The organism is Clostridium sp. CS1-1, from assembly GCF_056135525.1.
This window is the reverse complement of record NZ_CM148680.1, coordinates 1,709,157-1,722,224: the sequence shown is the minus strand read 5'-3', so window position 1 is coordinate 1,722,224 and position 13,068 is coordinate 1,709,157. Positions and strand designations below refer to the sequence as shown.

At 30.3% G+C, this 13,068-nt stretch carries 13 protein-coding genes and 1 riboswitch; of the genes, 3 read left to right on the top strand and 10 right to left on the bottom strand.

The genetic code is table 11. From position 1 onward, the window contains the following. Positions 1-87 precede the first annotated feature (87 nt). The 7 genes from def to AC0N0V_RS07855 form a co-directional block, all read right to left on the bottom strand. On the bottom strand, positions 88-555 hold the full coding sequence (gene def, locus AC0N0V_RS07885; protein WP_474463341.1) for a peptide deformylase: 468 nt from the start codon (positions 553-555) through the stop codon (positions 88-90). 298 nt (positions 556-853) lie between these two features. Beyond that, positions 854-2,596: a B12-binding domain-containing radical SAM protein gene (locus AC0N0V_RS07880; protein ID WP_474463338.1), complete on the bottom strand. Its 1,743-nt coding sequence runs from the start codon at positions 2,594-2,596 to the stop codon at positions 854-856. 125 nt (positions 2,597-2,721) lie between these two features. Beyond that, the gene (locus tag AC0N0V_RS07875; protein WP_474463336.1) at positions 2,722-3,270 is read right to left on the bottom strand and encodes a class I SAM-dependent methyltransferase; all 549 of its coding nucleotides are present in this window, start codon (positions 3,268-3,270) and stop codon (positions 2,722-2,724) included. Between the two features lie 93 nt (positions 3,271-3,363). Next, entirely contained in the window at positions 3,364-4,080 is a 717-nt protein-coding gene (locus AC0N0V_RS07870) for a zinc dependent phospholipase C family protein (RefSeq protein WP_474463333.1), read from the bottom strand. 33 nt (positions 4,081-4,113) lie between these two features. Beyond that, complete coding sequence (locus tag AC0N0V_RS07865; protein ID WP_474463331.1) at positions 4,114-5,421, bottom strand: PQQ-dependent sugar dehydrogenase family protein; 1,308 nt, start codon at positions 5,419-5,421, stop codon at positions 4,114-4,116. A gap of 245 nt (positions 5,422-5,666) precedes the next feature. Continuing rightward, positions 5,667-6,239: a ferritin family protein gene (locus tag AC0N0V_RS07860; RefSeq protein ID WP_474463329.1), complete on the bottom strand. Its 573-nt coding sequence runs from the start codon at positions 6,237-6,239 to the stop codon at positions 5,667-5,669. Positions 6,240-6,384: 145 nt separating this feature from the next. Next, complete coding sequence (locus tag AC0N0V_RS07855) at positions 6,385-7,332, bottom strand: AEC family transporter (RefSeq protein ID WP_474463326.1); 948 nt, start codon at positions 7,330-7,332, stop codon at positions 6,385-6,387. Positions 7,333-7,704: 372 nt separating this feature from the next. Here AC0N0V_RS07855 and AC0N0V_RS07850 point away from each other — a divergent pair, with 372 nt between their 5' ends. Then, positions 7,705-8,382, top strand: coding sequence for a 5-methyltetrahydrofolate--homocysteine methyltransferase (locus tag AC0N0V_RS07850; protein WP_474463324.1), 678 nt, complete (start codon positions 7,705-7,707; stop codon positions 8,380-8,382). 74 nt (positions 8,383-8,456) lie between these two features. On the opposite strand, the gene AC0N0V_RS07845 is transcribed toward AC0N0V_RS07850, so the two are convergent. Together AC0N0V_RS07845 and AC0N0V_RS07840 are read right to left on the bottom strand one after the other, a co-directional pair. Next, the gene (locus tag AC0N0V_RS07845; protein WP_474463322.1) at positions 8,457-8,825 is read right to left on the bottom strand and encodes a response regulator; all 369 of its coding nucleotides are present in this window, start codon (positions 8,823-8,825) and stop codon (positions 8,457-8,459) included. A 160-nt stretch (positions 8,826-8,985) separates the two neighbouring features. Then, positions 8,986-9,444 (bottom strand): DUF2179 domain-containing protein, encoded by a 459-nt coding sequence (locus tag AC0N0V_RS07840; RefSeq protein WP_474464480.1) that lies wholly within the window; start codon positions 9,442-9,444, stop codon positions 8,986-8,988. A 333-nt stretch (positions 9,445-9,777) separates the two neighbouring features. On the opposite strand from AC0N0V_RS07840, the gene AC0N0V_RS07835 reads away from it, so the two are divergent. Next, the gene (locus AC0N0V_RS07835) at positions 9,778-10,482 is read left to right on the top strand and encodes a TerC family protein (RefSeq protein ID WP_474463321.1); all 705 of its coding nucleotides are present in this window, start codon (positions 9,778-9,780) and stop codon (positions 10,480-10,482) included. Positions 10,483-10,561: 79 nt separating this feature from the next. Here AC0N0V_RS07835 and AC0N0V_RS07830 read toward each other — a convergent pair whose 3' ends face one another. Next, positions 10,562-11,011 carry a PadR family transcriptional regulator gene (locus AC0N0V_RS07830; protein ID WP_474463319.1) on the bottom strand — a complete coding sequence of 150 codons (450 nt, stop codon included), beginning with the start codon at positions 11,009-11,011 and terminating at the stop codon, positions 10,562-10,564. Positions 11,012-11,243: 232 nt separating this feature from the next. Then, positions 11,244-11,343, top strand: a riboswitch (purine riboswitch). A 64-nt stretch (positions 11,344-11,407) separates the two neighbouring features. On the opposite strand from AC0N0V_RS07830, the gene AC0N0V_RS07825 reads away from it, so the two are divergent. After that, entirely contained in the window at positions 11,408-12,841 is a 1,434-nt protein-coding gene (locus AC0N0V_RS07825) for an NCS2 family permease (protein WP_474463317.1), read from the top strand. The last annotated feature ends 227 nt before the right edge of the window (positions 12,842-13,068 follow it).

Sequence of the window (13,068 nt, the reverse complement as noted above, 5' to 3'; positions counted from 1 at the left end):
ATTATTAAAATTTAATAATATCCATAGTGTCTCTCTAGGTTACAAAAACAAAGAACACAAATTCGCATACGTTCTTTGTTTTTTATATTATTCATCTTCTAACTTGTACATCTTTTTAGCTCTATCAGTATATAAGATTCCATCTAAGTGATCTATTTCATGACAAAAGGCCTTTGCTAAAAGTCCAGTTGCAGTATATTCCATCTCTTGTCCATTTAATTCCTGTCCAGTTACTATAACTTTCCTTGGCCTTACAACTGATCCCTCGTATCCTGGATAACTTAAACACCCCTCTATATCCTCTTCTTTACCTATTCTCTTAACTACCTTAGGATTTATAAGTATAATAGGCTCTGAACCATCTCTTAAATCTATTAGTATTACCCTCTTTAATACACCTATCTGTGGTGCAGCTAATCCAATACCATATGAATTATATAAGGTATCCTTTAAATCTTGAACAAGACCTAATATTTCTTCATCAATCTTTGTAACCTTTTTACTTACTCTTGTGAGAGTTTTATCTCCAAATTCTAATATCGATTTAATCGCCATAACTTTCTATTTAAAGCCCTTATGCTTTAAACATCCTCCTTTGTTTATCTAATCGATATTTATTATACATACATTCTTTCAAAGAATCAATGTTTTATAGTTCCATTTAGAATTACTTAATTCTTTAAATTTAGTTTATATAACTTTCAGTTTATTTCATTATTTCCCATCCCCAATATTTTAAAAGACCTATTCTACATTTAAATTATATTTATTATTCAAAGGACTTGAAAAATAAAAGTGGTAAATACCAAAATGATATTTCCCACTTTCATTTAATAGCTAAAATAATTACAAATTAAGTTAAATCGTAAAAAGTTTCGCTCTTATCCTTCTCATCAAAAATTACAAATAATACTTTTTTCTCTAATTCTCCATTTTCAATAAACTTTGATACATCCACAAAGAATTTTTCAATGTGATAGTTATCTGATACTTTAATCTCCCCCTTATCTATCTCACTCTTAATTCTTCTCTCTTCCTCTTTAATTCTCTCTCTAATCAAAAACTCTGGAATCCACTTCTTTTTATTAAACTTTAAATAATCGAATTTAATTATCTCTTTTAGCTCTTCACTGCTTTTTTCTAGTTTTTCTTCATTAAATTCTATGAACACCTTATAATAGTCTGCTGAGGATATGTTTCTATTTAAATAACCCTTATTATAAAAGAACATACCTAGCTCATAATAAAAATCAAAAGGTGTCGCAAAATCTGGCACAAAATACTTCAATATGTTGTTAAACTTACCTGAGTTATGGTATTTATCTACAACTTCCTCTACCTTTTTCAATTCTAGTAACTCTTCATAACTTATATCATTAGTTTTTAAAACTTCATAAGGGGTATAAGGTGAATGGACTATACCCCATTCTTCTGCTTCCGCTTCCATTGGAGACCCCTTTAATACTTTTAAAAATCCAAGCTGTATTTCGTCTGGATGAATGCTGTAAAGATCATTAAATGATCTTTTAAAAGACTCAAAGTTTTCTCCTGGAAGTCCTGCAATTAGATCTAAATGCTGTTTTATATTCCTATGTTCATTTAATTTTACAACCTGCTTTTTAATATCTTCAAAGATTACAAATCTATTAATATTTTTTAGCACCTCGTCATTTGTAGTCTGAACTCCTACTTCAAACTGAAATCTTCCTTCAGGTGCCTTCGCTAAAAGTTCTAATTGATCGTCATCTAGAATGTCCGCAGATATTTCAAAGTGGAAAGTAGTTTCTGTATCTAGTTCCATTAAATACTTCCAAATTCCCATTGCAAATTTGCTGCTGCAATTAAAAGTCCTATCAACAAATTTTAATAATCTTACCTTTTTATCTACTAAAAATTTTAATTCTTTTTTTACTCTCTCAAGCTGTAAAAATCTAACTCCATGAATCGTAGATGAAATACAGTACTTACAGCTAAAAGGACACCCTCTTGAGGCTTCGTAATATACTATTTTATTCTCCAAAATATCTTCTTCAACATAAGGAAAAATCAAATTTTCCATATTCATTAGTTCTCTCGGCGAATTGACAAATACTTCTCCACCTTTTTTAAAGCATAAACCTCTGATATTTCTAAGCTTCTTTATAAAATTCTTTTCTAATTCTAAATTCTCGGCGTTAGATAACTCTCTACTCTCTTCCTTAAACTTTTCATATTCTAATTTGTATTCAATAAAGTTATAAAAAGTTTCTTCACCTTCACCAAATATTACATATTCACCTATATTATCCTCTAAAAAGCTTTTACTATCATAGGAAACTTCAGGACCTCCATATAATATTTCTATATCGGGATTTATAAGTTTAACTACTTTTGCAAGAGACTGTACATATTCTACATTCCATATATAAGTAGAAAAAGCCAGGACATCTGGCTTTTCATTCATAAGCTCTTCCACTACCTTTTCTCTTCTATCATTAATTGAGAATTCTTTTATAACGCAATCATAATTCAAATCCTTGCTAAAGGCCTTCATATATCTTACCGCTAAATTACTATGAACAAACTGCGAGTTAAGCGCTGCTAGTATTACTTTCATCTATTTTTCAATTCCTTTCTCCTATATTTTCCTATTAGTTATTCATCACTATGACTTCATCTATATATTTAGACAGTCTTTACAATTACTTTATAAAGATAGCAATATTTAGTAGATTACATAACTTAAGAAGCAGGAGGTGTTAGAATCTCCTCAGTCTCAAGTTTCATTGTATCCTTGACAATCTTTTGTTGTGGTAACTTTTTTTTAGCTTTTATATAATAGATTCCATCTGAAGACTTTAAATCTAATATATCAAAGCAACCTTCTAATAATTTAACTGCATTTCCTTTAGAGTTATCCTTAAGAATATTTAAATCTCTTAATTTTATTTCTTTTAATTTTCTTTCTGGTACTAAAATTTTAACTATAGAATTAAAAACTTTTCCATATCCTTTATCAATGTCCCAAATATATAATAGACCATCTTTCGCCAAATATCTATATATATCCTCTATAAATTTTTTCTTATTTTTCTTCATCCATATATTGCTAAACGAAAATAATAAAATACAACTATCATAAAACTCTTCTTTTATGCTTTGCTGCTCTTCCTTACCACTAATATATTCCACATTAACATTATCATTGTACTGCTTATATATATTATACACTATACCGTAATTTTCCAAACCTATATCAAGTACATTACCTCTAAATATCTCTTTTTCCATGTTAATAAATATAGTATTTCTCACTTTACCACCTCACACCGTAAATTGTTCCAATATATATAATTTCTTCAGATAAAAAAAAAATCCTCCATTTTATGGAAGAATTTTAGAATTTTTAATTTCATTATAATATTTAATCATAAGCCCAGCAGTTGTCCGTTGAGCTTCTTTTAGTATTACTGTCGCTACTTTTCCATATCTTTCTTCTCTAGATTCTATATCCAAATATTTAATATAGGTACTATTAGCCATTATGGCATTGTTCTTAATATAATCATCTAAATTATCGTAATATACAGTTCCACTATTAGCTTCAAAAGAATAATCCGTCATAAGCCTTCCTATTATCCATAGTTCAAATCTTCTGTGGTTTTTTAGCAACTTATTATTCACATGGTGAGGAACAGTTACATCATGCACCAAGTGACAAGCTGCACCGAAATAAAATAACCCCTTCTCTGTCTCACCTGAACTTAGACATTCTATGGACTTATTATAATACTTTTTGCATTCAGTTAAAGCGTCACTTCTGCCATAAAGACCTTTCCCCCTAGTTATATGATAAAAGTGATTTGAGCTTTTAAAATCCTGATCTGCCCAAGTTACTCCAGCATTCAAGGGTCTTACATGTTTTCTAAAAAAATTATATTCTTCTTCATACCCATCATTTCTTAGTATTTCAACTGCGTGCATCATAATAAACTTATGCACGGTGCAATGAGTTTTTAAAATTTTCTTTTTAACTGGATTTACTGCTGTAAATATCCCCTGTAGTGCATTACTATAGGTTTTTTCTAACCTGTCTCTCATCTTTAAACCTATCTCCTTTTATTAAATAGTATGCTACTCCTTCTGAAGTTTTAAAAGTGCAAATATACCAAATATAGTGGTAGCAAGTAAATAAAGATATAGATTCTTATCTATCTTTAAACCACTATTTATGCTTCCTTTTTCTATGCTAAATAAATTGCCTCCTTTGCTATCAAGAACTACTAATGACTTTTCTCCAAATTTAATACTAGAAATTGAACTGCTTTCTTCAAATTTCATTTCTTGTTTGACTGCACCAGTTCCGCTAAATCCATATATTACATTATCTAATTTATCATAAAAATATACACAATTCTTTTCCCCTATAATACCGTTGCTATCTACTGCTAGTGCAGTTATATTACCTACAGTCTTATGTTGGTATAGCGGTGCTAGTGGATTAGTAGTTGGATGATTCTCTAGCACAAACTGTAGTGACCCTGGTGTATTAGATTTAAATTTAGGTGAATTTACCTGGTCTCCTCCACTGTAGTCAGGCCAGCCATACCATTCTCCTTTTTTTATTTCATATATATAATCTGTATCACCTTTAATAGGACGAACGCCTCTATCTTCCATTCCTCCTACAGCTGATATTAACTTACTTTCACTATTAAAGTCCATTCCTGTAACATTTCTTATTCCCCACGCAAAAGTCTCACTATTTCCAGTTTTTAAATTAAATATTACAACCGAGCCGTTACCTGGAAAATGACCGGGGATTATTTGTCCTTTTATACTTTTAGTTCTGCTGCTTTGAAAAGCTCCTGTTTTATCAGTACCAAAATTAATACCTTTTAGAGTAATATCCTTCGGTGTTATATCATGTGCATAAAAGTTTTCCTTAGTCCACTTGTTATCCTCACCTACTACTCCAGAGTTAGTTGCTGCGCCTATAGTTATATATAAATAATCTCCCCTTATTTTAATTATACTATTCTTGTAGTCTCCGAAGTTTGGCATGTCCTTAAATATTACCGAGCTTTTTTTACTATTCAAGTCGTAGTAGTATATTTTAGTATCAGATGAGTAATATAATTTATTATTTGAGTATTCGATACTGCTTATATTTAGATTTTCATCTTTTAATATGTCATAGCTTTTTCCTTTACTTTCGATTACTTGGATTTTGTCTTTGTAAGCTATGTAATAATCACCTTTGCTATCAATTGTAAAATCCTTAGCTTCATATAAACCTTTATATTTTACATGATAATTTAATTTATCATTTTTTAGACTTACATCTTTAGCTGCAACTTCACTATCATAATATCTTTTAATAAAAAAAACTGATAAAAATATAAGAACTAAAATCAGTGGAATTTTAAAAAACTTCTTCATATCATATCTCCCTATTATATTTCTTTAAAATATATATATTTTAAAATTCCATCGTATATGTATATAGAGTCCCTGTATTTTCATAATTATTTCTAAATAATTCTAAATAAAAACACACCTCCCACTCCCAGAAACAAGAAGTAAGAAGTGTGTTTTTCACTATCCGCTCTAATACCCTCAAGTGTAAGGAGCGGATACGTCTCTGGATAACGAGTTCTAAGTGTCAAAGACACTAAGAAATCTGTTTATATAGTTTTTTCTCTATTAGTAAGTTCAATATGTTCTTGCTCCACAATAGATAACGCTTTAAATATATTCTTAATACTATCATCTTCAACATCTTTGCTATATTTTTTATAGTACTCTACTGCATGTTTTTCTCTTTTACAAGCCATTTCTAATAAGATTTCATCAGTATCATACTTTGAGTAATCCATTTCCCTAAGAATAGGCTCTTCCTTGATACCACCTATTTTCTTATGTATCCTAGCATGCATATACTCAATTTTAGATAAATCCTCAAACATTTTCTTTATTTTTTCATCCTTAGCTAGAACTGAAGCCTTCTTATAAAAATCTCCATTAAAAATTTCTAGCTTAACTGCATGGTCTATTATTTTTATAGTTGAATTGCTTAATTTGCTACTACCATAACAAAACTCTTTTCCATCTTCCACTAAGTATTCAATTGATGCACCGCAAAATGGGCAAAATTTTATATATTCTTCACTATTAGAACCTACAAATGCTTCATTATTAAGGTGATAATTTCTATCATTAACCTCCATGCCACATATTACACAAACTAGCTTACCCATAATAACATTCCTTTCTTATAACTAAATTTACGGTATTATTAATATCAACCGCTATTATATTTATTTATCCAATAATTACTCGTTTTTGGATTCATCAAACTAGAATTAGGTAGTATTGACATTCCGCCCATCTTCTAGTTTTATCTTATAAAATCATCATGTACACTGGTATAAATATTAAACTTAAAACAGTTGTTACTACAGTCATAACAGTCGCATATTCATAATCTGCATTGTAAGATTTTGCAACTATAGCTGTATTTGTCATAACTGGCATTGCAGCTTGTACTACAAATACACTTTTCATTAAATCTGGTATAGGATAAAAATGAACCATAATTAAAACAAGTAATGGAGAAACAAAAAAACGTCCAATAAGTACGACTATTATATCCATATTTATCTTTATTTTGCTTAAATCTACATTGTAAATTGTTATGCCTATAAATAACATCGATAATGGAGTTGTAAGGTTACCGAAATACTTGCATGTATCCAAAATAGTTTTAGGTAATTTAAGATCCAAGAAAATAAATATCAGAGCAATCATGAATCCCATTAAAGGAGGAGAAACTATTCTCTTTAATGTGTCCATTGAGAATATTGTAACCCTGTATTCACTGCAGTTAGATTGCCCATCCATAGATATACCATATACGCCTATTGTCCAAAAAAATGTTGTATTTGCTATATAATATAACAAAACATAAGGTATACTTTTATCTCCAAACAACGCCAAATTAACAGGGAGTCCAATAAATATAGAATTGGATACAAAAAACATTGAACGAAAGGTGCCAACTCTTCCTTCTTTTACTCCAATAATTTTAGAAACTAATATTCCAATTAAATAACAAATTGCCATAGACAAAAATGGAATAATCAATCCTTTTCCCATATGACTTAGTTTATCTCTATCAAAGCTACTCATTAAATTAGATAACATAAGACAAGGCAAGGCCAAATTGCATACCAATTTAGTCAAAACCTTTGATATCTTTTCATCAAACCATCCTTTTACAGTTAACATATAACCTGTGGATATCATAATAACTATGCTGAATACACTACCTAAAGCGTTTACAACGACCAATGCCCATCACCTCTTTCTACCTTTCCTTATTATTACATATTTTTATAAGAATTAAAAGATAATGCTATTTGTTTCCTCTAGCCTTACATTGTTATTTACTGAATAGAAGTCTATAGACTTCAGGGCTTTACTTAATTTAAGAATCATCATTTTGCAAGACTGAGTCCATTAAACACCTTATTGGCATGGGCATTGGACCTTGATATCATTCCAATTAATCAATAAACTTTGATATTCCATGGATTTTGGTAGTTGAATTGGTTGCCTTGATAATACTTCTTTATTTATTTTGAAATATATTCAACTTAATCTTGCAATTTAACTTCTATTTAGTTATAATATACTTATAAATAAAAAATAGAGGTGGAGCTTATGAATATACTATCTGATTTTCAATTTGAATTAAATAAGCATAGAGTTATCAGCTCAGTGCAGTCTTATTGCCAAACACCTCCCTATGAGGAATTGAGCAAAATGTACGATAGTCTACTTCCTGTATTAAGAGAATATTGCAAGCCAACAGGCATGTATAAAATAGATAAAAAACCTGAAAACTTAAAACTCCATACGTTAAGTGACTGCAAGTTTGTAGTATATTGCGCTGTAACTATAGGTCAAGATTCCGTTGATAAAGTAGATAGTTTATTTAACGAAGGAAAATTCTTTGAAGCAATACTTTTAGACACTATGGCTAGTATCTATTTATTTAATATTAGTTCTCAGTTATTTCGCAAAATATGTGAAGAATCTCACAGTATAAATTTAGGTCTTACTAGTAAAATCGCACCTGGTGATGGTTTGATAGGATTGGAATATCAAAAAGAAATATTGGAGAATTTAAGAGGTGAAAATTCAATAGATATTAGTCTCATTAATAATATGTTATATCCAGCTAAATCAATGTCTTATATTTATGGAGCTGATGAAAGTATGGTTCTTAACCAGCAAAAAGATCATTGTTGTGAAAGTTGCTATAATACCACCTGTAGTATGAGAGAGGTTTCTTCTACTTTAGAAGTTTCTTATATGAAGGAAATAGGCTGTGCATAAACTCACAGTCTATTTTTCCTTTAAATATTATAAAAGGGTATTCACTATAGAAAGTTGAATACCCTTTTATAATATTAATTGTCTTTTGATTTTAAAGCTTTATTTACTTCGTTAACCAAATCTTCTTCATCGAAAGGTTTTATTACAAATCCCTTGGCACCCATTTTTATAGCATCTTTTATTATCTCCTGTTGTCCCATGGCTGAACATACAATTATGTATGCTTTAGAATCAAATTCAATAATTTCTTTTACTGCTTCCAATCCCGTCATTTCCCGCATTGTCAAGTCCATTGTAACCACATCTGGATTAAGCTTTTTGTACATTAACACAGCTTCTTTTCCGTTAGAAGCTTCTCCAAGAACCGTAATATTATGTTTTTCGAATATTTTTATTATAATATTTCTCATAAATTTAGAATCATCTACAATTAATACTCCCATGATAAAGATACTTCTCCTTTGTTATAGTTTCACTTACATAACATAATTATTATACTATATATAATCACATGTTATTCAATCAATTTATTTTATAACTACTATAATTTTTCATAATAGCTGCAATGTAACTTTATATATTTATCTTACTTTTAGTTTCTCCTTATTTCCTAATACCATATCCTCCGTATACAGTTTTAGTATCTGTTATTGAAACAACAGTTTTTATATCCGATTGCTGTATTATATCTATGACTTCACTCTTTCTTTTTCTCTTTACATGTATGATAAGCATTTTTTTATCTTCTTTAAGCCCCTCAGCTTCTACCATTGTAACACCAATTTGTTTTTCCCTAAGTATCTTAGCTAGTTCTTGGCCATCCTTTTCCGAGGTTATTGCATTTATTGTTAGTATTCCTAGTGCAAGTTTTTCCTCTAAAATGCAACCAATATAATTTCCACAAGTAAAACCAAAAGCATACACTACCATTTTAATCGGATCCTTATCTATACCTATAAGAACTTTACTAACTACATACAACCATATAGAAACTTCTACAAATCCAATTATTGATCCGTATAATTTTTCACCTCTAGTTATTAATACAGTTCTTATTGTCATAAGAGATACTTCAATTATTTTAGCACAAAAAATAAAAATATAAGTTAACACTATTCTCACCCCTCCATAATCCTTATATATTATATTATATAGTTCTAGTATATGTACATATCTTTCTATCCTTAATTTTATTTTTGTCAATACAGAGTAGTAGTTATAGAACTATATGTAAGCTAATATAATTTAATATATGAAGTGCATCCTAAGGCTGACTTAGTTTTATAATACTTCATTGTAAAATTATCCACCCCCCTTTTATTTTGCATTAATTACTTTCTATGATAGAATATTATAAGTAAACTAAATTCTTAAAAATTAGAAAGGAGTAGATATATGGATAACTTAGTCACATTTTTACTGGGTGCAGTACAGATAACCCTTTTAGATATAGTGTTAAGTGGTGACAACATAGGTGTAATCGCATTAGCTACAAGGAATCTTCCTAAGAAATATGCAAAGAGAGCTTCAGCTATAGGAGTTTTTGCTGCAGTAGCACTTAGAATTATTTTTGCATCTCTTATTACATATATTCTTATGATAGAGTGGTTACCTATAAAACTTGTTGGGGGTATTTTACTGGTAAAGATTACTTGGGATTTTATTAAACCCGAAAAGGAAGAAGAAAATGCTCATATTAATGTTTCCAGTAAGTTTATGGGCGCTGTTTGGAGTATCGTTATTGCGGATGTAACTATGAGTTTAGATAACGTATTAGCTATTGCAGGTGCAGCACACGGAAATACAGTTCTTATTGTATTTGGCCTTGTCTTAAATATTCCAATTATATTCTTCGGAAGTCAGTATGTTGCCAAACTGATGAATAAACATCCAATTGTTACCTATATAGGTGGAGCAGTGCTTGCTCATACTTCTTTTAAAATGTTATTGGAAGACAGGCTATTGGTAAATTATGTTCCCCATATTATGACTATTGTTATTCCTTATGGCTTTGCGTTAGCAACGCTTCTTTACGGTTTATACATGATAAAAAGACCAAAGAAACTAAGCTTTAAGGAATTTAGAGAACAAAATCTTTAGTAACATATAAGGGTAAGGCAGATTAGAAGATAAAATTTTATCTTCTAATCTGCCTTATTAAAATTAATCAAGTTAGTTCTTATTTATACAAATCTCTATATACTATTTTAAACACTTCTAATGCTTCTTGTATCTTACCTTCTAAAAGTCCTTTTCTTTTTTTCAATTCTTCTAATCCAATTTCGGTTATAGTATATATTTTCTGTATTTTCTTTTTAGATTCATCCCATCTGCCAGTAATCATTTTTTCTTTTTCTAATTTTTTTAAAATAGGATATATTCCCCCCGTGCTTGGAATCCATCTCCCTTTTGTTCTTTCTCCAATTTTATTAGCTATATCATTTCCATTTGTGGGTCCTAGACTCAAAATAAATAAGACATAAAGTGGAAGCAGGCCTTTCGTAAAAACCTGACCTACAGCTTCTTTCTCTTTCTGTACCTTTTTCAAATCTGCTAGTTTTCTCTTATATTCTTCATATAAACGTTTCTCTTCTTCTCTAATCTCTTTTTCTATATCATTTCTACTCATATAATCTATTCTTCCTCTAAATAATACTAAAAAGCTTTTTATGTTAGAAACTCTTGTAAATGTGCCTGAAAACTTTCTCTAAAAGCTTATCATAAGTATAATACTTTCCCCCTTTAATATCAACTGAAACAATAGGGTTTATATCATTCGCAAAATATACAAATATTACAACAATTACGTCATATTTTTTAACTATTGACTTTAATTCTACATGATGATAACATAAACATTAATAAATTTTGAACAAGCCATCCATATATTTCTGATAATAAGGTTCAGAAGTTTCTACGAGAAGCCGTAAATTTCTCACTATGGGTGAATCCGCATAAGATAACTCTGTTATCGGATTTACTCATAAATTCGATGGCAGAATTTTTTTATTTTATGGAGGGAAAAATGGATACATCGCTTAAATCGACATCTAAAAAAGAAAAGAAATCAATATTCGAATTAATTTTTAATTTATCATCTAATAAAACTAATATCAAAACAGAGGTTTTGGCAGGCTTTACCACTTTCGTAACTATGGCTTATGCTCTACTCGTAATTCCCAACGTTCTAAAATTTTCAGGTATGAACGCAGCAGGATTAAAAGGAGATGCAGCTGCTAGCCTTTCAGCTATAAATGACCCAGTAGTTGCCTCAGCTTATGTTGGTATGTGTTTAACATCAGCTATTGGTACTATTATAATGGCTTTTTACGGTAATTTGCCTTTCGCAGTGGCACCAGGAATAGGACTTACAGCCTTCTTCTCTTATAGCGTATGTTTAACTCTTGGCTATACATGGCAACAAGCCTTGGCTGCAGTTTTTCTTTCAGGGATACTATTTATACTAATAACTGTTACATCAATTCGTGAAAAGATTGTGGACAGTTTACCTGAAAACCTAAAGATTGCAATTACTGGTGGTATAGGTCTTTTTATAGCTTTAATAGGTTTAAAAAGCGGAAGCATCATTGTTTCAAATCCTGCTACACTTGTAGGTTTTGGTAGCTTCTCAAACCCACATACTATCCTTACTTTAATCGGCATTGTTATTATGGGTATTCTAATGGCTAGAGGTGTAAGAGGCGCAATGCTTATATCTATAATCGTTACAACCCTAATCGGTATACCTATGGGAATAACAAATATTTCTGGCTTAAAACTACTAAGTGCTCCAGCATCAATAGCACCAACTTTTATGGCATTCGATTTTAAGGGTCTGTTAGTTCATAATGGTACAGGCTTTATAGGAGCTTTAACAAGTATTGTAATGGTAGTTTTAACTTTTAGTCTCGTTGATTTGTTTGATACTATTGGAACTTTAGTTGGAACAGCTCAAAAAGCAGATATGATTCTACCAGACGGTAAAATAAAGAATATGAAAAAAGCACTTTTAGCTGATGCTGTAGCTACCACTATAAGCTCAGTATTTGGTACTACAACAACAGCAACTTATATAGAGTCTACTGCCGGAATTGCAGAAGGTGGAAGAACAGGTCTTACTTCACTTGTTGTAGGTGTTCTATTTATCATAGCATTATTTTTAGGTGGAGTTGTTGGAATAGTGCCAGCGGAAGCAACTGCCCCTGCACTAGTTATTGTAGGTGTACTTATGCTAGGAGCTGTTAAGGATATAAACTTTGATGATTTTACAGAAGCAGTACCTGCATTCTTTACAATAGCTATTATGCCTTTTAGCTATAGTATAGCGAACGGTATAGCAGCAGGAATAATATTCTATCCTATAATGAAGGTTTTTACTGGCAGACATAAAGAAGTGCATCCAATTATATATATACTTGCAGTATTATTTGTAGTTAGATTTGTATTACTTCCTCAATAGCAGAAAGGGGCGACTTAATCTAACCTTAGTACTCTGTTTTAAGGTTAGGTTCACAGTGTTACGTCAGCCCTCCCTTCAAGAACATCATCTAATACTAACTCATTTTTAAAGACTCCAATTTTTTCAATGTTTTCTTACAGAAAACTGTGAAAAAATTGAGAGTCTTTAAATTAGTTAGTATTAGATGATGTAATCTTTTGCTCGAAGCTGACTCCACACTATAAACC